The 21,190-nt window shown below is 40.8% G+C and carries 22 protein-coding genes and 1 pseudogene; 20 read left to right on the top strand and 3 right to left on the bottom strand.

The window, feature by feature from the left end; translation table 11 throughout:
* Positions 1–17 precede the first annotated feature (17 nt).
* The 18 genes and pseudogenes from FL972_RS14500 to FL972_RS14415 form a co-directional block, all read left to right on the top strand.
* A pseudogene (locus FL972_RS14500) lies at positions 18–1,142 on the top strand (IS1182 family transposase); the annotation flags it as partial.
* 316 nt (positions 1,143–1,458) lie between these two features.
* A complete protein-coding gene (gene hypB, locus FL972_RS14495) occupies positions 1,459–2,184 on the top strand; it encodes a hydrogenase nickel incorporation protein HypB (protein ID WP_144606344.1) in 726 nt (241 codons plus the stop codon).
* On the top strand, positions 2,184–4,514 hold the full coding sequence (gene hypF, locus FL972_RS14490) for a carbamoyltransferase HypF (RefSeq protein ID WP_186300123.1): 2,331 nt from the start codon (positions 2,184–2,186) through the stop codon (positions 4,512–4,514). The genes hypB and hypF overlap by 1 nt, the downstream gene beginning before the upstream one ends.
* Positions 4,492–4,809 carry a HypC/HybG/HupF family hydrogenase formation chaperone gene (locus FL972_RS14485; protein ID WP_144606340.1) on the top strand — a complete coding sequence of 106 codons (318 nt, stop codon included), beginning with the start codon at positions 4,492–4,494 and terminating at the stop codon, positions 4,807–4,809. Before hypF ends, FL972_RS14485 begins: the two co-directional genes overlap by 23 nt.
* Positions 4,810–4,891: 82 nt before the next feature.
* A complete protein-coding gene (gene hypD, locus FL972_RS14480) occupies positions 4,892–5,998 on the top strand; it encodes a hydrogenase formation protein HypD (RefSeq protein WP_144606338.1) in 1,107 nt (368 codons plus the stop codon).
* A 27-nt stretch (positions 5,999–6,025) separates the two neighbouring features.
* Positions 6,026–7,087: a hydrogenase expression/formation protein HypE gene (gene hypE, locus FL972_RS14475; protein ID WP_144606336.1), complete on the top strand. Its 1,062-nt coding sequence runs from the start codon at positions 6,026–6,028 to the stop codon at positions 7,085–7,087.
* A gap of 1 nt (position 7,088) precedes the next feature.
* Entirely contained in the window at positions 7,089–8,258 is a 1,170-nt protein-coding gene (locus FL972_RS14470) for an NHL repeat-containing protein (RefSeq protein ID WP_144606334.1), read from the top strand.
* A gap of 12 nt (positions 8,259–8,270) precedes the next feature.
* The gene (locus tag FL972_RS14465; RefSeq protein ID WP_130277242.1) at positions 8,271–8,477 is read left to right on the top strand and encodes a hypothetical protein; all 207 of its coding nucleotides are present in this window, start codon (positions 8,271–8,273) and stop codon (positions 8,475–8,477) included.
* Positions 8,478–9,053, top strand: coding sequence for a bifunctional nuclease family protein (locus FL972_RS14460; protein WP_130277241.1), 576 nt, complete (start codon positions 8,478–8,480; stop codon positions 9,051–9,053).
* Between the two features lie 2 nt (positions 9,054–9,055).
* Positions 9,056–9,403: a hydrogenase maturation nickel metallochaperone HypA/HybF gene (locus tag FL972_RS14455; RefSeq protein WP_130277240.1), complete on the top strand. Its 348-nt coding sequence runs from the start codon at positions 9,056–9,058 to the stop codon at positions 9,401–9,403.
* A 76-nt stretch (positions 9,404–9,479) separates the two neighbouring features.
* Positions 9,480–10,106, top strand: a complete 627-nt coding sequence (locus tag FL972_RS14450; protein ID WP_130277239.1) for a TetR/AcrR family transcriptional regulator — start codon at positions 9,480–9,482, stop codon at positions 10,104–10,106.
* The gene (locus tag FL972_RS14445) at positions 10,103–10,465 is read left to right on the top strand and encodes a hypothetical protein (RefSeq protein ID WP_144606332.1); all 363 of its coding nucleotides are present in this window, start codon (positions 10,103–10,105) and stop codon (positions 10,463–10,465) included. Before FL972_RS14450 ends, FL972_RS14445 begins: the two co-directional genes overlap by 4 nt.
* 11 nt (positions 10,466–10,476) lie before the next feature.
* The gene (locus FL972_RS14440; protein ID WP_130277237.1) at positions 10,477–11,091 is read left to right on the top strand and encodes a TetR/AcrR family transcriptional regulator; all 615 of its coding nucleotides are present in this window, start codon (positions 10,477–10,479) and stop codon (positions 11,089–11,091) included.
* A 255-nt stretch (positions 11,092–11,346) separates the two neighbouring features.
* The gene (locus FL972_RS14435; protein WP_130277236.1) at positions 11,347–12,327 is read left to right on the top strand and encodes an NADH-quinone oxidoreductase subunit B family protein; all 981 of its coding nucleotides are present in this window, start codon (positions 11,347–11,349) and stop codon (positions 12,325–12,327) included.
* Positions 12,328–12,335: 8 nt separating this feature from the next.
* A complete protein-coding gene (locus FL972_RS14430) occupies positions 12,336–13,928 on the top strand; it encodes a nickel-dependent hydrogenase large subunit (protein WP_130277235.1) in 1,593 nt (530 codons plus the stop codon).
* A gap of 114 nt (positions 13,929–14,042) precedes the next feature.
* The gene (locus FL972_RS14425) at positions 14,043–14,543 is read left to right on the top strand and encodes a hydrogenase maturation protease (protein WP_130277234.1); all 501 of its coding nucleotides are present in this window, start codon (positions 14,043–14,045) and stop codon (positions 14,541–14,543) included.
* Positions 14,527–14,901, top strand: a complete 375-nt coding sequence (locus FL972_RS14420) for a hypothetical protein (RefSeq protein ID WP_130277233.1) — start codon at positions 14,527–14,529, stop codon at positions 14,899–14,901. The genes FL972_RS14425 and FL972_RS14420 overlap by 17 nt, the downstream gene beginning before the upstream one ends.
* Positions 14,898–16,415, top strand: a complete 1,518-nt coding sequence (locus FL972_RS14415; protein ID WP_144606330.1) for a hypothetical protein — start codon at positions 14,898–14,900, stop codon at positions 16,413–16,415. The genes FL972_RS14420 and FL972_RS14415 overlap by 4 nt, the downstream gene beginning before the upstream one ends.
* Positions 16,416–16,459: 44 nt before the next feature.
* Here the strand turns inward: FL972_RS14415 and FL972_RS14410 are convergent, their stop codons facing one another.
* Genes FL972_RS14410 through FL972_RS14400 form a run of 3 tightly spaced genes read right to left on the bottom strand, consistent with a single transcriptional unit; the run spans position 16,460 to position 19,506 of the window.
* Entirely contained in the window at positions 16,460–17,227 is a 768-nt protein-coding gene (locus tag FL972_RS14410; protein ID WP_144606328.1) for an ABC transporter ATP-binding protein, read from the bottom strand.
* A 1-nt stretch (position 17,228) separates the two neighbouring features.
* A complete protein-coding gene (locus tag FL972_RS14405; protein WP_144606326.1) occupies positions 17,229–18,260 on the bottom strand; it encodes a FecCD family ABC transporter permease in 1,032 nt (343 codons plus the stop codon).
* Between the two features lie 4 nt (positions 18,261–18,264).
* Positions 18,265–19,506 (bottom strand): ABC transporter substrate-binding protein, encoded by a 1,242-nt coding sequence (locus FL972_RS14400; protein ID WP_144606324.1) that lies wholly within the window; start codon positions 19,504–19,506, stop codon positions 18,265–18,267.
* 168 nt (positions 19,507–19,674) lie between these two features.
* Here FL972_RS14400 and FL972_RS14395 point away from each other — a divergent pair, with 168 nt between their 5' ends.
* Positions 19,675–20,121, top strand: a complete 447-nt coding sequence (locus tag FL972_RS14395; protein ID WP_144606322.1) for a DUF2721 domain-containing protein — start codon at positions 19,675–19,677, stop codon at positions 20,119–20,121.
* Complete coding sequence (locus FL972_RS14390; RefSeq protein ID WP_144606320.1) at positions 20,111–21,052, top strand: glycerophosphodiester phosphodiesterase family protein; 942 nt, start codon at positions 20,111–20,113, stop codon at positions 21,050–21,052. Before FL972_RS14395 ends, FL972_RS14390 begins: the two co-directional genes overlap by 11 nt.
* The last annotated feature ends 138 nt before the right edge of the window (positions 21,053–21,190 follow it).

Genomic DNA, 21,190 nt, shown 5'->3' with positions numbered 1-21,190 from the left:
CGCAGTGCGGATTTAAGGTATATACTGACGGTACCAAAATAGAGGCCAATGCAAACAGGTACAGCTTTGTATGGGGGAAAACCATAAAGAAAAGCAGGGAACGGATAAGCAGACAGCTTGAGGAACTCTGGGATTATGCTTCCAAAGTGGCCAAAGATGAGCTCGGACAGCCTGAAGAGAAGTTTGAAAATCCAAGTCCGGAGAAAGTACGGGAGACAGTTGAAAAGATCAACGCAGCGCTTGAGGGCAAGGAAGTTGATCCTAAAGTAAAGCAGAAACTCAGGTATGCAGGAAAGAACTGGCCGGAAAAGCTTGCCGAATACGAACAGAAAGAAGAGGTTTTACAGGGCCGTAACAGTTATTCGAAGACCGATCAGGATGCTACTTTCATGAGGATGAAGGAAGACCATATGAAAAATGGCCAGCTCAAACCGGGCTACAACCTGCAGCTCAGCACACACGGACACTTTGTGGTAAACTACAGCATACACCAGAACGCCAACGACATCAATACACTCATTCCCCACCTGGAATCGTACTATAATCTTTACGGTACATATCCGGAGACACTTACCGCAGATGCGGGATACGGAAGTGAAGAAAATTACTCAGCACTTGAAAAAAACGGCACCAAAGCATACGTGAAGTACAACTACTTCCATAAAGAACTCAGAGAAGAGGGAAGAAAAAACAGGGAACGTGGACTGCTTGACAATCTTCACTATGACAATATCAGGGATATTTACATATGCCCAATCGGACAGCCAATGGAAAGAAGCGGGACCAGAATAAGAACCACTTCATCAGGATATAGACAGGAGTATGCAAAATATACAGCAACAAAGTGCGCCGGATGCCCACTGGCAGCTTCATGCAAACCCATGAAGGATGAAAAGACTATTGAGGTAAACAGAAAACTTGAAAGATATAAATCCGAAGCAAAGAAAAGGCTGACCTCACCTCAGGGACTGGAAAAAAGAAAACGCAGGGCCACAGACGTTGAACCTGTTTTCGGACACCTTAAGCAGAACAAAGGAATGAAGCGCTACATGCTCAGAGGACTGGACAAGGTAGATATTGAAACAGGACTCCATTTAATAGCCCATAACATCGCCAAAATGACCGCATTAAAGGCAGGTTAGCTTTAAAGAAGCCTTCTGGTCACTCAAACAGGCAGGGATTTTCCATTACCGAAATAGAAAATGAAAAAGTTAAAGAAATGGCACAAAACAAGAATTTTTGAACAGCATTCAAAAAAACAGAGGCCGATTTAATGAAAATCGGCCTCTATCGCTCATTTGGGGCTATTCTGTGAATTTAAATTTATTCTGAGACAGCCTCTTCATTTTTTTAAGTTAAGGCATCTGTTGGTAGGCCTAAATGATTTTTAGAAAAAAATTACTAAATCACTGCTTAAGGTTTTTTTAATGGTATATTGGAAAAAAACACGATTACATTATGTCCAATACCAAAGTACCTAAGTCCAGTAAAAATGTCAGGGGTACCATTACCTGTGACAATACCACCATCCATTTGCTTCAGGCCAATGATTTTGTGGCAGAGAGTATCCGCAATCAGATGGCGGAAAAAAAAGTGCTGATGATCAACATCACCTCATCTGCTGGAAGCGGTAAAACCACACTTATGCAAGAAACAGTCAAACGATTAAAGGATGAGATAAGCATGGGTATTCTTGTTGGTGACCTTGAAACGGAAAGAGATGCAGACCGCATCAAGGAAGTAGGAGGGAGAGCTTTACAGATTGTGACGGGAGGTATTTGCCATTTGGAGGCCCAGATGGTGTGGCAGGCTCTAAAGAGTTTTGATATTTCCGGTTTGGATGTGCTCTTCGTTGAAAATGTAGGCAATTTAGTTTGTCCAGCCTCTTTTGATCTTGGGGAAGATTATAGGGTTACACTTATTGCCACCACAGAAGGTGATGATAAGCCTCAAAAGTATCCTAAAATGTTTTTGACCAGCGAAATGATGTTGGTTTCCAAGGCAGACCTTCTGCCTTATCTCCCATTTAGCGTCGAGGCGGTCACCAATGATGCCAGGGCCATTAATCCCAGTATCGAGGTAATTGAAGTTTCTTCTTTGGACGGAACGGGCATTGAGGCTTGGTGTAATTGGCTAAAAGCTAAAATCAAAGAGAAAAAATCATCAGATTCAGTTGCTGTCTAGTGCCATTTTGGAGCGTTCATATTGAAGGACAGGTGCAGGGAGTGGGGTTTAGGCCACACGTTTCGCGCATTGCTCAAGCAAAGGGCTTGGGCGGTAAGGTATTCAATACAAGCAAAGGAGTAACCGTAGAAGTCTATTGTTCAAAACTTGATCTCGATGAGTTTTTGGAAGAATTACAATCCAAGCTTTCGCCACTGGCAGTAATTTCCAATTTACAGATTGAGCAAATTTCCAACATAGGAGACATTACCAAGGATTTTCAGATTCTACCCTCTCAAGAAGGTGAGAGTAAGAGTGCCAACGTCAGTCCAGATTTTGGAGTTTGTATGTCCTGTCAATCGGAGTTGTTAAATCCAAATAGCAGGCGCTATCAATATCCTTTTATTTCCTGTACACAATGCGGTCCCAGGTATTCTATCCTAAGAGGCATTCCTTATGATAGGCATCGCTCATCCATGGGGAATTTTGAGATGTGTTCTTCTTGTATGGATGAATATCACGACGAACATGACAGGCGCTTTCACTCCCAAACCAATTCATGTCCTGATTGTCCAATAGATTTGAGGATTTTTCCCGAAACGGGTCCTACTATTTCTAAGCCCATTGATTTTGTAGATCATGCCGTAACTATTATCCAATCAGGTGGAATTCTTGCAGTAAAGGGAACAGGAGGCTTTTTATTGCTAACAGATGCTACCAATTCGGATGCTGTAAAATTACTCAGAAAAAGAAAGCAGAGGCCCAGAAAACCCTTAGCCTTGATGGTTCATGATGAAAATATGCTTTCAGATTTTTTCACAGTTTCACATGAAGAAATAGAGTTGTTAAGGTCAGCTGCCCGGCCCATTGTGCTTTGCAAACCGAAGGAATATACTGCTCTTCATGGCACTCAAGCTTGGGTTGCTCCAGGTCTTTCTCTTTTAGGTGTTTACTTGCCTGCAGACCCATTGATGTTCCTTATTTCCAGAAAAGTTGGCAAACCGATTATTGCCACTAGCGGTAACCTTCACCTAAGCCCCTTGCAATTTAAAGATCAAGAAGCCATACAAAATCTTCTCGGAATTGCCGATGCCGTCATTTATCACAATAGGGAAATCCATTTCCCTCAAGATGATAGCGTTTTGCGCATTGCTGAAAATTCCCAACAAAAAATAATTCTGAGAAGGAGCAGGGGCTTGGCCCCGTCTTTTTGGAATAAGGTCAGGATAAAAACTGAGCTTCCGATTTTAGCATTAGGGGCTGATTTAAAAGCTACTTTTGCACTTTGGGATGTGTATAATGTTTATGTGAGTCAGTACTTAGGAAACCTGGACAGTTTTGATACACAGGAGAGATACCTGGACACTTTGACCAAGTTTTTAGACCTTACTGGTATCCAACCTCAGCAAATATTGATGGATAAGCATCCTTTGTACCATAGCAGAAGGTTTTCAGGCAATTTCCCTCATGTGAATGTTACAGAAGTTCCCCATCATGAAGCACACTTTGCCGCCTTGCTTTGGGAACATGCTGCTCTTGATGCTGATGAACCCATCTTGGGAGTGATTTGGGATGGGCTGGGATTTGGAAATGATGAAGCTTTATGGGGCTCAGAATTTTTTGTTTTCAATTCAGGAGAATTTGAGCGGGTTTGTTCTTTTGACTATTTTGATTATATCCTGGGGGACAAAATGTCCATTGAACCACGACTTTCGGCTTTGGTGCTTTATTATCATACAGGAGAACCGCTTGACTTCCTCAAAGAAAAGTATTCTACTACCGAATGGGTACTTTATACCAAAATGCTTGATAAAGGTGGCCATGCCCAAACCAACAGCATGGGGAGGATTTTTGATGCGGTCTCTTCCATCTTAGGGCTTTGTGATTTCAACACCTATGAAGGGGAGGCCGCCATGCTATTGGAACAATTGGCCAGGAACTACTTTGACGCAAATGGTCATGCTGCTACCCAATCTTATTTTATGGATTCCATTGTAAAAGATAAGATTTCGGGTGCTGATTTAATTTCTCAAATAATAAAGGATAAGTCAAACGGCTTGGATTCAGGCCTTATTGCTGCCAAATTTCATCTGACCTTGGTTCACATCATTTCTCAAGTCATCCAAAATACATCTTGTAGGAAAATTGGATTTTCAGGAGGAGTTTTCCAAAATGCCCTTTTGGTTGATTTGCTTCAGCAATACTTGGGGGATGAATATCAACTTTTATTCCATGAACAGTTGTCACCCAATGACGAGAATATATCCCTTGGCCAAATGGCCTGGTATCATATAAAAAATAGATCACAAAACCTTAAAATAAAATCTTATGTGCTTGGCGATTCCCGGTAAAATAAAAAGTATAGAGACCATGTATGATGGTCTGGTCAGAATGGCTAAAATCCAATTTGGAGGCATTATAAAGCAGGCCAGCCTTGAAATGGTTCCCCAAGCAAAAGTTGGGGATTATGTGCTTGTCCATGTTGGCGTTGCCATCAGTATTGTGGACGAGGAGGAGGCAATGAAATCATTCGAATACCTAGAGCAGATTGGTGAAATTGATGAATTGATCGAACATACCCAAACCGACAGGAACGACCTGCCTTCCATCAATTCAAGTAAAAGCCAATCGGCGGATGGTGCTTAAGGTTATATTATAAGCAAGGCTTGATTTTTAAATTTCTTGCTCTAAAAACAATAAACTCACTTAACCACAAAATCTGATCGAAATGAAATACCTATCGGAATACAGAAATCCTGAATTGGTAAAGAAATATTTAGATGAAATACGCCAATCCTGTACAAAACCTTGGATGATCATGGAAGTGTGTGGAGGACAGACCCACAGTATTGTGAAAAATGGATTGCTCCAATTGCTTCCCAAAGAAATTACCATGGTTCATGGACCAGGTTGTCCGGTTTGTGTGACGCCCATGCACCTGATAGATAAAGCAGTTTATCTGGCGCTTAAAGAAAAGGTGATTTTATGTTCCTTTGGAGATATGTTAAGGGTGCCGGGGTCTACAGATAGTTTATTGGAAGCCAAGTCCAAGGGAGCGGATGTAAGGATATTGTATTCTCCTTTGGAAGCTGTGAAATTGGCCAAGGATAATCCTAATAAACAGGTGGTTTTCTTTGCGGTGGGCTTTGAGACCACTGCGCCTGCCAATGCCCTTTCTGTGCTTCATGCCCACAGGGAGGGATTGGAAAATTACTCCATTCTGGCTTCTCATGTCCTTGTGCCTCCAGCTATAGATGCTGTGATGAATGATGATTTGGTAAATATACAGGGTTTTCTTGCAGCAGGACACGTATGTACAATTATGGGAATTGGGGAATATGGCCCTCTGGTAGAGAAATACCAAGTACCTATTGTCGTTACAGGGTTTGAGCCTGTAGATATTTTGCATGGGATATTAATGGTAGTCAAGCAATTAGAAAAAAGTGAGCATAAACTTGAAAACCAGTATGCCAGAGTAGTCAGGCCGGAGGGCAATCCGGAGGCAAGAAAAGTGATTGAGGAGGTTTTTGAAATTACGGATAGGGAATGGAGAGGAGTGGGGAATATCCCCTTAAGTGGATATCAAGTAAAAGAGCAGTATGCAGCATTTGATGCCAATAAAAAATTCTCTATCAAAATACCCAAAGTGGAGGAAAACCCGGAATGTATTGCAGGTCAGGTCTTGAAAGGGATAAAGAAACCACATGAATGCCCACAGTTTGGAAAAGGTTGTACACCGGAAAGACCACTTGGTGCGCCTATGGTAAGCAGTGAAGGCGCCTGTGCTGCTTATTACCATTTTTCCAAAATCAGCGGTCAGTTAACTGAAGCCTGACACTTAAAACCAGAATAAATTTAATTTATGTCGGATTATAAAAGTATTTTATCGGCATCTTGTCCAATGCCCAAGCTAGATTTTGAGATCATCACTATGGGACATGGTAGTGGGGGCATGCTTACCCACAAACTTCTGGATGCGGGGGTTTTTGATGTCCTTTCCAATGAATACCTCGACAAGCAACATGACGGGGCTGTCTTTGACGTAACTCCTGGAAAGATGGCATTTACCACAGATAGCTATGTGGTTTCTCCCATATTTTTTCCGGGAGGAAATATTGGGGAACTGGCGATCAATGGGACGGTGAATGACCTTTGTATGTGTGGCGCCAAAGCGGCGTTTATTTCATTGTCTTTTATCATTGAGGAAGGTTTACGGGTAAGTGATTTTTGGGAAATATTATTGCATATCAAACAGGCAGCAGATCATGCCGGAGTCAAAATAGTAACAGGGGACACCAAGGTAGTAGAGCGTGGAAAAGGGGATAAGATTTTTATCAACACAAGTGGTGTTGGAAAGGTACATCCAGAAGCAGCTATATCGGTTGACCGAATCAAAACAGGGGATAAAGTGATTATATCCAATGATATTGCAAGGCACGGTATTGCCATCATGAGTGTGAGGGAGGGCTTGGAATTCGAATCCGATATAGAAAGTGATACCTGTCATTTCAATCATATAGTAGAGCAGCTTTTGGAAGATTTTGGAAATGGAATTCACTTTTTAAGGGATGCTACCAGAGGCGGATTGTCCACCATTTTGAATGAGGTCTCCCAGTCTCTATCCAAAGGAATTGCCATTCACCAAAAAGACATCACCGTAGATGAATCAGTCGCAGGAGCTTGTGAATTATTGGGTTTGGACCCACTATATGTAGCCAATGAAGGAGTTTTTGTGGCATTTGTAGAGGCTTCTATTGCGGATCAGGTGGTCCAAAAATTAAAAAGTTGGGAAAATGGGTTGCATGCAGCAGTGATTGGAGAAGTTGCCGACCAACATCCCGGTCAGGTGGTATTCCATAGTCAAATTGGAGGGAGAAGGGTTGTCAATATGTTGGTTGGGGAGCAGTTGCCGAGAATTTGTTGATATGGATAAAAAAGAACCAAATATAGTGCTGAATATTACCTTGAAAAGAGCTCCTGCTCCTTCCGTAAGCCCTGCTAAGGAAATTCCAATAATTGAGGGTAAAAGTAAGTTTTTTTTAGGGGATACGGAGAGTCCATTTCTTGCCCCAAGAGGAGTATATGTTCATGGCAATAAACTATTGGTGTCTGATACAGGGCAAAACAGGGTTTTCATTTGGCATCAGATTCCCAAGAGTGAAAAGCAAAAACCAGATTTGATTATCGGTCAATCTGATTTAAAGAATACCGGTAGAAATGAAGGTGGAGAAGCTTCTGCCCAATCCCTTCAATATCCTTCGGCAGTATGGACTGATGGGAAAAAGTTAATTGTAGCAGATGCATGGAACCATAGGGTTTTGATATGGAAGGAATTTCCTCAGCAAAATCATCAACCTGCGGATGTTGTGTTGGGTCAGGAGGATTTTCAAGGTAACCTACCCAATAGAAAAGGAGTTAACTCAGACCCTTCCGCTGAATCTCTTTATTGGCCATACGGGATAGCTGTGCATGATGAAAGATTATTTGTGGCTGATACCGGTAATAGAAGGGTACTGGTTTTTAATCAAATCCCTGAATGTTCAGGGCAAGCGGCAGATGCGGTTATTGGCCAAAAAAATTTGGAAAGTAGAAGCTATGATCCAGAGAATGCCATTTGGCCTTATGGAGTTGCCCTTGGGCCAAAAGGAGAGTTGGCCATTACAGATACACAGTACTATAGGGTCCTCCTTTGGAATCATTGGAAAGATTCGTTAAATCAGCAAGCGACATGTCTTGTTGGCCAACCCAATTTTGAGTCCAATGGGCAAAACCAATTTGGCTTATCACCAGGTCCAAATACATTGAATTGGTGTTATTTTGCAGGATTTTACAAAGAGGGGGTTTTTGTAAATGATACAGGGAATTCGAGAATTCTCTGGTTTGAAAAAATTCCTAAAGAGCATGGTGTATCTGCGGACGCTTTGATTGGTAAGCCGGATTTTTATACGGGCAGTGAATTTGGGGAGACAGTATTTGGCACTGAAAAGTCTCTGTACTGGCCTTTCAGTTTTAGTATGTTTCCTGCGAAAAATCAAATAGTAATTGCTGATACAGGTAATCATCGGATCGTATTGTGTGATTTACAAATGTCTTAAAAAGGTTAACATATGAATGGGACAGAGAGCTTGTTAGAAATGATGAAGCAATTTAACCTGCCGGTTTTGACTCAGCATGGGAAGCATATCGAGACACAGAATGGCTATGTAATTGAGGTAGAAGGCCCTGCTCTTTATAAGCTCATCCATTTGGGTGATGTCATCGCTCCGTTTGATGACCTTGAGGAACTATGTGGATTTATTAAAACTTACAGCTAAATGAAGGATACTTTAGAATTGGTGGAAGTTTTTATCGTTGCCATGTCACCAAGTACGAATTTCCCTGGTAAATTCGCTTTGATTTTGGAGGACTTGGATAAAAAAAACAGGTTTCCTTTGCTTATTGGCGAGGCTGAAGCTTTATCCATTGGGGTTGCTTTGGAGCAGATTAAAACCCAGCGGCCACTTACCCATGACCTTTTTTTCGATGTGGTGAGTTTGTTTCACGCCAAAGTGGAATATGTTTGGATTAAAGAGATCAAGGATAATATTTTTAAGAGCGAAATTGTTTTCAAAACGGCTGAGCGTAAGGAGCTGTGCGTGGACAGCAGGACATCTGATGCTATTGCCTTAGCCTTAAGGTTTGATAGCCCGATCTTAATTCCTAAGCAACTTTTGGAGGAACAACGCATAGATATGGACATTTATGTAGGGGAAAGCAAGCGAACTGCCTTTTCTTCGTATACCATGGAAGAATTGGAGAACCTCTTACAAAAGGTACTGGAAAAGGAAGATTATCAAAGCGCTGTCAGGATAAGAGAGGTAATTGCAAAGAGAAAAAATATTAATAACTAATCATGCACGAAATATCATTGGTCAAAAATATTTTCGGATCCCTTGACTCAGTCTATCCGGAAAAGGAAAGAAAAAGAATTAAAAAGATCCATATGAAAGTTGGGCTACTTTCCAATGTTGAGCCCATTTTGATGCAAAATGCATTTGAAGCGGTAGTGGCTACAGAAAGAAAAGAGTATAGGGATTGCGAGCTTTGTATTGAAGTATTGCCTATTTTAGTACATTGCGATGAATGTAATAAAGAATCGGAAGTGGTTAATTATAAGTTTGTTTGTTCTTGTAATAAACCTACCAATAAGGTAACCCAGGGAAATGAGTTGTTGATTTCAGGGGTTGAACTTATTGATTGACTTCCTTCGAGCCAAAGCCGTTTGATTGTCAAACCTAGTGTGAAGCATATGCCTGAAGACTAAATTCCCGATTACAATGCCTAGGAAAGATACCAAAACAAGAATTAAGGAGGTAGCCCTGAAACTTTTTAACAGGGATGGTTTCGTCAATGTTAGATTACAGCACATTTCAGATGTCTGTGGGCTTAGTTTGGGAAATATTGGTTACCATTTCAGAACAAAAAATGATATTCTTTATGCCTTATTCAGTGACTTTGTGGAAGAACAAAAGCTTTTACTGTCTGAATTTCGTGTTTTGCCACTTTTTGAAGATTTTAACCGTTTTCTCAATTCTAATTTTGACTTACAAAAACGGTATGTGTTCTTTTACAAAGATGCTCTGGACTTGACCAGGTTGTATGAAAACATTTCGAAGCAATACAGGGAACATTTGACCTGGCAAGAGCTACAATTGCAAGGAATGTTGGTTTTCAATGAAGCAAGGGGGGCTTTGGACTCAAAAGGGAATCAGGATTTCGTACAAAAAATGTCCTCGCTTTTGGTTTGGGCCAGTGAAAGTTGGATCAGTAGGCAGGCAGTAACAGGTGCAGAAGAATTGGATAAAAGTAGCTATCTGGAAATGGTTTGGTTTTTGTTGAGGCCTTACTTTACGGATACAGGAATAGAAGAATTTGAAAATAGGGTTATAATACATGAACTATGAAAAAAAATCCGGTTTTAGATTTTCAAACGTATAATTGGTTACTTCGCTCCATCAATCAATTATCATTGTATGAGGATAGATTGGGAAACGAGACAGAATTTAATTTCTTGCGATCCAACGAATGGCTTGTAGATACTGCTGTAATAGACAGGTTGATTTACCGAAGAGGAGCTTTTAGAATAGATCTTGTTTTTGCACATCATAAACAACCCTTAAAGTTCTTGGTCCGAAACATTACAGTCCAATCAGATAGAAAAAAGGCGGAAATTATGTCCCAGTTGTTTAGGCGACAAGAAGCAAAAGATCAACGGGGAACATTGATGATCAAAGAGGGGTTATTAAATTTGGATTATAATTAACAGCTGGGAAAATGTCTAAAACTAAAGACAGAATTTTAGAAGCAGCGATAAGCACTTTTAATGAACATGGGGTAGCCAATGTAAGGTTGCAACAGATAGCGGATGCTGCGGATATAAGCGTAGGAAACTTAGCTTATCACTTTAAAAACAAAGAGGCAATAGTTTCTCATGTCTATGACTTCATTTTTAGTGAGTTCTCTGAAATATTGTCTGATTATCTTTTTATAGAGAACTTTCAAGGACTGGACAGAAATCTCGAGCAATACTATGCTTTTTTCATGAAGTACCGCTTTTTCTTTACGGACATGTTTGAGATAGAGCGAAATTATCCAGATATCCTGGAGAAATGGCACAAGTATTCCAACCGGATGTTATTACAGGTCAAATCCAGGATTGAATTTGATGTTCAGCGGGGTGTCCTTGTTCCTCAATCTGATGAAATGAATGAGTTACTTTCCAGTAATATCTGGATGTCTATAATTTTTTGGTTACCGCAGAGAATATTAAGAGGGCTTCCAGCTGAGGAGAAACTTTTCAAAGAGGCCGTTTGGAGTCAAATGACACCCTACCTGACAGACAGGGGAGAAGAAGAGTTTGTGGCTTATATATATCCCATTCTTATCTAAGCTCTTTTTTATTACATAAACTGATAAAATCCAAGGATTTAAGATTAGTATGCTTTCAAAACCCTCTCAGTTATCATTTTTCTAATTTTTAGAAAAATTTTTCTAAAAATTAGAAAAAAATATTCAAAAAAAATTAGGAAACGCTTTCTAATTTGATTGAGAATTTTTAAATTTGATATCATTGCTTGATTTCAATATTTTGTTTTGTGATCAAGTGAATTTCATTTAACAATTTAACCTAAAACAACAACTTAAATGGCAAATGTTCTTTGGTTGCAAGGAGGGGCATGTAGTGGTAACACCATGTCTTTTTTAAATGCAGAGGAGCCAACTGTAGTGGAATTGGTAACCGATTTTGGTGTCAATATTCTCTGGCATCCATCTATAGGTCTTGAAATAGGCCATCAGGTCTCTGACCTTTTGGAAAGCATCGTTGCTGGTAAAACCCAACTGGATATTCTGGTTTATGAAGGTTCCATCGTACAAGGGCCAAACGGAACCGGTACGATGAATTATTTTGCTGAAAGGCCTATGATGGATTGGATCAAAGACTTGTCCAAAGTTTCAGGCTATGTGGTCGCGATAGGTGACTGCGCAACTTGGGGAGGTATTCCAGCGGTGCCGCCAAATCCTTCTGAAAGTACCGGAATGCAATTTCTCAAAAAAGAGAAAGGAGGTTTTTTGGGTGCTGATTATGTTTCCAAAGGAGGATTACCGGTAATCAATATCCCAGGATGCCCCGCGCACCCTGATTGGATTACCCAAATTTTAGTAGCCATTTCTACAGGAAGAATAGGGGACGTTTTATTGGATGAGTTTCATCGACCTAAAACCTTCTTCACCGATTTTGTTCAGACAGGTTGTCCAAATGCCATTTCATTTGCCCAAAAAGTGGATGGTCAGTTCGGTAAACGGGGCGGATGCTTATTTTACGAAGTAGGCTGTAGAGGTCCCATGACCCGTGCTAGTTGTAACCGTATATTATGGAACCGCCAATCCAGTAAGACCAGGGCAAACCATCCTTGCTTAGGCTGTACAGAGCCTGGCTTCCCTCACAATGATCTTGTAAAAGGCTCTGTTTTCAAAACCATGAAATACTTGGGTTTTTTACCAAAGTCAGTCCCGGCCGGTAATACCAAAGCAGGGTACTATGCGAGAGCCGGATTTGAAAAAGCGATGGGTACCCTGGATAAGGTGATTGTAGGAACAAGACCTCAATTTGAAAGCTCAAAATAACCAAAACAATGTCAACATATAAAGAATTAAATATATCTCCGGTCGGACGTGTAGAAGGAGACTTGGACGTAAAAGTGTATATGGAAAACGGGGTAGTGACAAGAGCACATACCCAGGCTGCCATGTTCCGTGGTTTTGAACAAATCATGGCCGGAAAAGACCCTCAGTCTGGGCTAATAGTCACCCCAAGAATTTGTGGGATATGTGGTGGGTCACACCTGTATTGTGCCTCCTCTGCCTTAGATACCATATGGAAGACACAGCTCACTCCAAATGCCCTTTTGTTAAGGGCTATAGGACAGGCTACTGAGACGCTACAGAGTATACCAAGGTGGTTTTATGCCATTTTTGCCACCGATATGGCCAATAAAAAGTTTGCGAATAAGCCGCTATATGAAGAAGTGACCAAAAGATTTGCAGCATATGTGGGTACTTCCTTTCAAACTGGCTTAACTGCCTCTGCTTTGCCGGTGGAGGTCTATGCTATTTTTGGAGGACAATGGCCACATTCCTCTTATATGGTTCCAGGAGGTGTAATGTGCGCCCCCACCTTGAAAGATATCACAAGAGCACATGCAATCCTGAATCATTTCAGAAACAGATGGTTGGAGACAAACTTCCTAGGCGGCTCTATAGAAAGGTATTTACAAATAAAATCATGGGATGATATGTTGGCCTGGGTAGAGGAAAATGAAAGTCAGAGAAATAGTGATTTGGGACTGTTTATCAGAGCCGGTCTAGAATTTGGAATAGATAAGTTTGGACAGGGAGTAGGCAAATTTATCGCCTATGGTACTTATTTGCACAAGGATAGATATAATCATCCGACCATAGAGGGGAGGAATGATGCGGTTATTTCAGCTGGAGGATTTTATGATGGATCCAAATTTCACCGCTTAAACCATCTGGATATTCAGGAGCATGTGGATCACGCTTGGTACAAACAAGTTCCACCTGCCCACCCTTGGGATGAGCCTATTCCGACACCGGTACCTTCTCAGAATCTGGAAAATACTGATTTTTCAGGTAAGTATAGTTGGTCTAAAGCTCCGAGATATATGGGGTTTGCTGCTGAAGCAGGTCCATTATCCAGGGTGATTATGGCAGGAAATCCTGATAATTTGGAGCACCAAAACAGAGACCCTTTGTTTTTGGATATCATGGATAAATTAGGACCTTCTGTATTTACAAGAACTTTGGCCCGGCTTCATGAGGCCCCAAGAATCTATGAATATTTGAATGAATGGCTCAGTCAGATAGATCTGGACGGTGAATTCTACATCAAGCCAGAAGAAAGAGATGGAAAAGGATGGGGAGCAACTGAAGCGGCCCGTGGTGCTTTGGCACATTGGGTTGAGATCAAAAATGGTGTGATTGAAAATTATCAAGTGATGGCCCCAACCACATGGAATGTAGGCCCAAATGATGGTAAAGGAAACCCTGGCCCTATCGAAGCAGCGCTCGAGGGAACTGAAATCGAAGATCCGCATGATCCCGTAGAAGTGGGTATGGTGGCGAGGTCCTTTGATAGCTGCCTTGTATGTACAGTTCATGCCCATGATGGAAAGAGTGGAAAAGAATTGACCAAGTTTAAATTATAATGCCTTCCCCAGCTAAAAAGTGGAATCCTGGAAAGGCTTCCACTTTTTTATTTTCATAACTTGGCATTTGTCAAGTTTTAGGGATTTCCACTGTTATTTACTCTTTTAGAAATCATGATAAAAACTGCCATACTTGGATTTGGTAACCCTGTGAGAAGTGATGATGCTGTAGGTTGTGAGGTAATTCGCTTATTAAAAGATAAGTTGAATCCTGTTAATGAGCACTTGACCATTATTGATATGGGGACTTCAGCCTTCGAGGTCTTGTTTTCGCTTAAAAATCATGATAGGATTTTACTCATAGACGGTGTCATACATTCTGGCCACGAAGACGGAAGTCTATTTAAATTGCCTGCTGAGGAGATCCAATCAGCCATACAAGATGATCCCATGGTTTTTCTGCACAGTCTCAAGTGGGACCAAGCGCTCTCCTACGCCAAAAAAATCTTTAGGGATGAATTTCCTGAAGACAATATCACCGTTTATTTGATAGCAATCACAGATACTAAATTAAGCGTTGGTATGTCAGAAGTCATCCAACGATCTGCGCACAACTTGGCCAATAAAATTATTGAAGATTTAGAACTATTTGAGAAAAATGGAAAGGGCCTTTGATTTCAATCAAAATATTCCACAGCAAAGCAAAATACTGGATACTCCTGTTCAACTCCAAAATCAACACCTGATTATCCAAAATGATTTGGCAAACCAGGTGATTGGTGAGGAAAGACAAACCTATGCGGCGATGATGCCAGAAGAAAGGAAAATTCTTTTGACAAAGGCAAGTAATAAGGCGTTTAAGGCAAAGTTTAAACCCATTATGCTATTTGTCAAACAAAAGAATATTAAAGGGGACAAATCAATTTCCTTACAAGAGTTTTTTGCAGATCATCCTGATTTATCTCAAGAAAATCAGGTGCTGAAATATAGTTTTGACGAAAAAGAAGGTATTTTAGAAATACATATTTTATGATCAAGTTATTCTGTCACATTGGCTTATGGGAAGAAATAAAAGATGCCGTTTATTTCGATTTTAAAATTCAAGAATGGCTCACATTTGCAGATATTGAGACCATTAAGCCTTCAGCATCTGCTAACCATCTTATCGTGGATAAAGGGTATATTACCCTGCCTGTTGATTGGCAAAATGCAATGCCTCCCTATCTCCTTCCGGAAAAAATTTTATTCAGTGAAAAGGCACTTTTGGCCTTAGTCATGATAAGATTGGGAGAATTTGAGAAATCCTTGCAACTTATTTCATTTTCCCCGACACTAAAATCAGAATTTCAAATCATTATCGGTTTGATGGAAGGCGGCGAAATAGATCCTCGGCTGATTTCTGTAGAGAGTTATGAGGAGTTTGATGACTATAGGCTGATGCATAATCATGCCGTGGTAAGACATTATGGCCATGTAAAAGATGCCTCTAAAGTGGACTATTATTACCAGGAAGCTACGATGTCTGCCCCAACTGAGGAATACGCTGCATTTTCAGCCTTTCATTATTTCAATTATCTGTTTGATGAAGGGAGATTTGCTGAAGCGGAGGGACAATTGAGAAGAATTCATACAGCAGAAATTTCCCAAGAAGGAAAAATGAAAATACAGGCTACATTGGCCCATCTATCCACGCAGTTGTTAAGCCCTCCTTATGATGAGAAAGGTTTGACAGTATTAAAAGATAAGTTGTGGCAATGCGTCACCTACTATGATATTCACGGGTTTAAAGTAGAAGAAGCGCAATGTCTTTTGGACGCTGGGATGATAGCCAGCTTTTCTGAAAGCTTTTCAGAAGCATTGGGCTACTATACCAGAGCCATCAAGCTTTTTCAGGAAGAGGGAATGGAAGAATTTGCCCATCAAGCCTTATTGCAAAAGGCAAGACTGCTAACCACTTGGTCTCAAAAAGGCAATCCTCAGTTTTTTAAACCGGCTATGGAAGCCTATCAACAGGCCAGTAGGTTTTTTACGAAGGAATATTTCCCCTTGGCCTATGCAGAGATTCAAGAAAGCTTAGGGATCATTTATTCAGAAATCCCTGATGAAGCGAAAAAGAAAAGTGTTTGGGCGGCAGTTTCAGCTTCGTGCTTTGCAGAGGCCTTGACCATTTTTACCAAAGAAGAATTCCCTTACGATTATGCCAGAGTCTGTACCCATTATGGGAACGCTTTGATGAAATACCCACAAGCTGTAAGGTCAGATAACTTTGTAAAAGCACTTAGCTATTTTCAAGAGGCTTTGGCTGTCAGGGATGCGGAAAATTTTCCGATTGAAAGAAGTATTACTTTATTGAATTACTTAGAAGCTTCATGGTATGCCGATAATTCTTCTGATGAAAACAATCCCGGCAGGCTTCATGAGATGCAAATGCGGATCGATGAATTGATGGACATCCACGCAGGTGAAGAATTTATGCGTGAGGCCCAGCAACATCAAGAAAAATTGAACCAACTTAAAAATATTATTGCAGAAGAAGGGGAAAGTTAGTGGAATTCAGGCATTTAATTTATGGTGTAACAAAATCAACCCAACTAACTCATTCGAGGAAGGACCATCTTTTTGTTTGCAACAGCTTCCAAGGTACACATGGTACCATAAACCTGCTGTAGTAACTGCTCTGTCATCACTTCTTTTGGTGGACCGTCAGCAATCAACTTCTTATTGTCCAAAATGAGTACGCGGTCACAAAACCAAAGTACATGATTGGGATCATGGGTGCAGACCAGGACTGATTTTCCCTCCTTCTTCAATTGTAACAATGTACGCCAAATCAGCAATTGATTTTTAAAATCCAACGAGGAAGTGGGTTCATCCAATAACATCAATTTGGTCTCCTGGGCCAGTGCCCGTGCGATTAAAACCATTTGCCGCTGTCCACCACTTAGCTGATTAAAGGGTTTATCCGCTAAATCCACTAAAGAAAGTGCTTGTAATGCCTCTTCTACTTTGAAGTATTGCTCATCTGATATTTTAAAAAAATTAGCGATGCGTGAAGTTCTTCCCATGAGAACCATTTCTCTGACCAAGTAAGGGAAAGTAATGGGATGATCTTGAGGGACATAAGCTACTTTTTTGGCGATTTCGATGATTTTATGTCGTTTGGCATTGATTCCATCAAAAGAAATGCTCCCCCTTTTTGCATGTATAAAGCCCATAATACACTTAAAGAGTGTGGACTTTCCACTTCCATTAATACCCAAAATAGCACATAGCTCCCCGGCTTTCAAAGCAAAACTGACATCCTGAAAAACAGGTTTGGTATCATACTGAAAACTTAATTGATCTACTTGCAGCAACATGTTATACGGTTTTCGTTCTTAGTAAATAAATCAGATAAGGAGCACCTAAGATTGAAGTAAGAATACCAATCGGGATTTCTCCAGTGGCCATATTTCTGGCAAGGGTATCACAAAAAAGTAAGAATAAGGTTCCAATTAAAGCGGATAATGGAATTACATAACGGTTATCAGGCCCAATGATCATTCTTGCTGCATGGGGAACCATCAATCCTACCCAGGCTATAATGCCTACGTAGGCCACCGAAAGGGATGTTAAAACTGTAGCACACAGGATCAGGATAATCTTATTTTTTTTCGGGTCCACACCTAAGCTCTTGGCTTCTTCATCTCCAATCGAAATCACATTCAACTTCCATCCTAACAACCAAACGAGTCCGGATACAGGAATGATTATTGGAGCTAAAAGATAGATTTCATTCCAACCGCTGTGGTAGAATCCTCCTAAAAGCCAAAATACTATTTCTCTTAGAGCGGCATCGTTGGATAAATATTTTAAAATAGAAACTAGGGATGAAAAGAAAGAACCTATGACCACCCCTGCTAAGATTAAGGATAATGTTTGAATCTGTCCCCTGACAACTCCCAGGGACAAGGTCAGTAAGACTGTCAATCCGGCAAAAAGAAAGGCGGATAATGGAATAGAAAAAAACATGGCAGGAAAAACGATGGCCATCGAAGCCCCGAAAGCCGCACCACTGGACACTCCAAGGATATAAGGCTCCACCAAAGGATTCCTAAAACAAGATTGGAAGATGTTTCCGGAAATGGATAAGGCACTGCCAACCAAAACTGCCAATATGATTCTTGGCATTCGAATTTCCCAGATGATTAACCTTGCCAAAACCCCTCTTTCCGTGGCAGGAAGCGGAAGACTTTTGGTCTGAAAGATCCCATTTAATACCTCCTTTATTGATAAGTCATATGGGCCAATACTCAGAGAAATCAAGGCTGTCAAGATCACGAAAATCCCCAGAATTAGAAGAAGTGGCTTCTTTCTAGTGTAATGTTTTTTGGAAACAAATACCTTATGCATGGTTTTAAAAATAATCAATTGTCCAATCTAACCATTGAGCGCTTCTTAGCTTGATAGCCATTTCCCGATCTATATGGTAAGTTTTTTGATAAAAGTCTAAAACCCATTCATGAATTTGAATGTCTGTAAAAGCTTCCGGATAAGCACTTTTGGCAATCATCATTACCTCTATGGGGTATTCCAGTCTTTTGGAGCAATTGCAAGGTGTCCAAGGTAATGCGATGACTTTTTTTTCTTTAACGGCCCGAAGGTTTTGTAATCGGGAATAGTAGGGTGCTTCATAGATTTCCTCAGGTGGATGATAACCTGAAGCCGTATGTAAAATTATAACATCAGGGTCAAGAGCCAAGATCTGCTCTTCGCTAAGCATCAATGAGGATGACCTTCCACCTCTACCCTGAATGGCATTATTGGCATTTATAACTGTTTCTATAAAATATCCTTCAATAGTATCAGTTCCTCTAGTGACACCTGCACTCCCACCTTCCCTTGCTACTGGAGATAGTCCCAGCATAAGGACTTTAGGCTTTTCATGTTCTTGGAGGTCAAAGGTTCGGTTTTTGATAAATTGAATGGTTTCATTTAAATAAGTCACCAATTGCTGCGCTTCTTCTGTTTTATCAAACAACATCCCTAGTAGCAGGATTTCCTGGTTCAACATATCCAAATTTGGCGGGTCGTAGGAGGTGGTGCCCTTTAAAACCACTACTGGAATACCCATTGACTTCAACATGGATAAGGCCTGTTGGCTTTTAGGGTCATCCAAATTGTTGAGGGTGCAACTTCCTTCTCTGAGAACTACAAGGTCTGGTTGTAAGGCTACCATCTGCTCTAACTGCAGTGGTAATCCAGAACTGGCTATTAAAGGCAATTGTGCAGTTTCCGGATAAAGCACGCGGATAGGATTCATTCCATCTGTGTACCTGTAAGTTTTGTTCTTACCGGGAATATCGTAGGAAAAATTATGCTGCACGCATCTTGAACCTAGGGCAATTACTTTATCTAACTTTCCAAAGGCCCACAATACGGATTCTAGCATCCCATCACTTACGGTAATGATCCGTTCAGGTGAAATGGGAACATCCACCGAAACATTCCGCATATCAGTGATCGTTTTGAGTCCTTCTTTAGTATGGCTGATGGCAGTATGACCTGATTTATGATTGCAGGCTCCCAAAAGTATAACAACCCACATCATTACAAAGTTGATAATACGGAAATCAATCTTAGGTTTAGTCTTACACATTTCAAGTTGTATAATTGTTGCTGCTGAATAGGCAATTCATGCTCAAACTAATCATTCGAAAGTGATTCTTCACCATTCTTAATTAGTAAAAATTTTCTAGATTCAATTCAGAATTGTAGAGATTAGTGCTAGTTGTATATATTTCATAGCTTTACATTGACCTTATTTATGGAACTCCAACTCTCCACACCTGCATTGCTTTTTTCGGCCATTACCTTGATGATGCTGGCTTTTACTAACCGGTTTTTGGCCATTGCCAATCTGATACGGGGGCTTCATAAAAAATACCTGGAAAACCCTGAAGAAAACATCATCATTGAGCAAATTCACAACCTGAAAAGACGATTGAGCTTGATCAAGTACATGCAGCTCTGTGGGGTATTGAGCTTTTTGCTTTGTGTGGTTTGTATGTACCTGATTTTCATTGAAGCCCAGGAGGCAGCCAATTATGTTTTTATTGGGAGCATGCTGGCCTTATTGGTTTCTTTGGGGATTTCATTGATTGAAATATTGATATCAACCAAAGCCTTAAATTTGGAAATTCAGGACATGGAAGAATTGTTTCAAAAACGCTCTTCCAGATTTTGGTTTAAAAAAGATAAAAATGAAGACTAAGATTTATGGACTATTGATCTTGTTGCTTCTTTTTTCCTGTAAAAAAGAGGCCTCAGACAGTCAAAAAACAGCTGTTGCTTCAAATGATCTGCATAAGATAGTGCTTTCCAGGGTAGAAGAGGCCAGGGACTTCTACGCTTGGACTTCCGATAGGATTCCGATGGTTTCTGCCCACAGGGGAGGACCTTATCCGGGTTATCCCGAAAACTCCATAGAGGCTTTTGAAAACACTTTAAAACATACGCCTTCCATCATCGAATTTGATGTAGCGCTGACCAAAGATTCGGTTTTGGTTTTGATGCATGACAATACCTTGGACCGAACCACAACAGGTAAAGGGAAGGTAATTGATCATACTTTTGAAGAAATCAGGGAATTATTCCTGGTGGATAAAGAAGGCCATCAGACAAATTTCCGCATACCTACTTTTGAGGAAGCATTGGCATGGGGAAAAGGAAAAACCTTATTCACTGTGGATATCAAAAGAGAAGTTCCTTTTGAAATGGTCGTGGATGTTATCAAGAAGTATAATGCCGAACCCTACGCTGCGGTGATAACCTACAGTGTAGAGGCAGCAAAGAAAATGCACAGATTGCACCCGGAACTGATGTTGTCCGTGACTATCAGAAATGAGGAAGAACTTCAGCGGTTTGAGGAGTCGGGTATCCCAGTGGACCGTTGGATTGCCTTTACCGGCACTTCCGAGCGTCCGAAGGAATTCAATGAATTGCTCCATGAGAAAGGTGTTTTCACTATTCTTGGGGTTTTGGGCAACCTGGACCGCAGTGCCATTGCCCGTGGGGACCAAATCTATGCGGAGTTTGTTGAGAAGGGCGCTGATATCCTGGCAACTGACAGGCCAATCGAGGCTGCAGAGGCCATTGCGGACTTGATTCCCGGGAATAGTTCTAAGTTGAAGTATTTTAGGTAAGAAGCAAGAACTTAGATGCTAGACACAAGACTTATGACATAAGATTTTGAACAATTAAGGAGTTGAGGGATTCATTAAGAGCCAAGGTAAAAGAGGACCGAGCGTAAATAAAAGCTTTAGTAAAGCTTTTTAGCGAGG

The organism is Algoriphagus algorifonticola (genome assembly GCF_007655305.1).
GTDB lineage: Bacteria > Bacteroidota > Bacteroidia > Cytophagales > Cyclobacteriaceae > Algoriphagus > Algoriphagus algorifonticola.
The sequence above is the reverse complement of the archived record's forward strand: the minus strand, read 5'-3'. Positions and strand labels throughout refer to the sequence as shown.

Bases quoted from the DNA above. Each gene is read 5' to 3' on its own strand.
- hypB (WP_144606344.1), top strand. From the start codon at position 1,459: ATGTCCAATACCAAAGTACCTAAGTCCAGTAAAAATGTCAGGGGTACC.
- FL972_RS14485 (WP_144606340.1), top strand. From the start codon at position 4,492: ATGTGCTTGGCGATTCCCGGTAAAATAAAAAGTATAGAGACCATGTAT.
- hypD (WP_144606338.1), top strand. From the start codon at position 4,892: ATGAAATACCTATCGGAATACAGAAATCCTGAATTGGTAAAGAAATAT.
- hypE (WP_144606336.1), top strand. From the start codon at position 6,026: ATGTCGGATTATAAAAGTATTTTATCGGCATCTTGTCCAATGCCCAAG.
- FL972_RS14470 (WP_144606334.1), top strand. From the start codon at position 7,089: ATGGATAAAAAAGAACCAAATATAGTGCTGAATATTACCTTGAAAAGA.
- FL972_RS14465 (WP_130277242.1), top strand. From the start codon at position 8,271: ATGAATGGGACAGAGAGCTTGTTAGAAATGATGAAGCAATTTAACCTG.
- FL972_RS14460 (WP_130277241.1), top strand. From the start codon at position 8,478: ATGAAGGATACTTTAGAATTGGTGGAAGTTTTTATCGTTGCCATGTCA.
- FL972_RS14455 (WP_130277240.1), top strand. From the start codon at position 9,056: ATGCACGAAATATCATTGGTCAAAAATATTTTCGGATCCCTTGACTCA.
- FL972_RS14450 (WP_130277239.1), top strand. From the start codon at position 9,480: ATGCCTAGGAAAGATACCAAAACAAGAATTAAGGAGGTAGCCCTGAAA.
- FL972_RS14445 (WP_144606332.1), top strand. From the start codon at position 10,103: ATGAAAAAAAATCCGGTTTTAGATTTTCAAACGTATAATTGGTTACTT.
- FL972_RS14440 (WP_130277237.1), top strand. From the start codon at position 10,477: ATGTCTAAAACTAAAGACAGAATTTTAGAAGCAGCGATAAGCACTTTT.
- FL972_RS14435 (WP_130277236.1), top strand. From the start codon at position 11,347: ATGGCAAATGTTCTTTGGTTGCAAGGAGGGGCATGTAGTGGTAACACC.
- FL972_RS14430 (WP_130277235.1), top strand. From the start codon at position 12,336: ATGTCAACATATAAAGAATTAAATATATCTCCGGTCGGACGTGTAGAA.
- FL972_RS14425 (WP_130277234.1), top strand. From the start codon at position 14,043: ATGATAAAAACTGCCATACTTGGATTTGGTAACCCTGTGAGAAGTGAT.
- FL972_RS14420 (WP_130277233.1), top strand. From the start codon at position 14,527: ATGGAAAGGGCCTTTGATTTCAATCAAAATATTCCACAGCAAAGCAAA.
- FL972_RS14415 (WP_144606330.1), top strand. From the start codon at position 14,898: ATGATCAAGTTATTCTGTCACATTGGCTTATGGGAAGAAATAAAAGAT.
- FL972_RS14410 (WP_144606328.1), bottom strand. From the start codon at position 17,227: ATGTTGCTGCAAGTAGATCAATTAAGTTTTCAGTATGATACCAAACCT.
- FL972_RS14405 (WP_144606326.1), bottom strand. From the start codon at position 18,260: ATGCATAAGGTATTTGTTTCCAAAAAACATTACACTAGAAAGAAGCCA.
- FL972_RS14400 (WP_144606324.1), bottom strand. From the start codon at position 19,506: ATGTGTAAGACTAAACCTAAGATTGATTTCCGTATTATCAACTTTGTA.
- FL972_RS14395 (WP_144606322.1), top strand. From the start codon at position 19,675: ATGGAACTCCAACTCTCCACACCTGCATTGCTTTTTTCGGCCATTACC.
- FL972_RS14390 (WP_144606320.1), top strand. From the start codon at position 20,111: ATGAAGACTAAGATTTATGGACTATTGATCTTGTTGCTTCTTTTTTCC.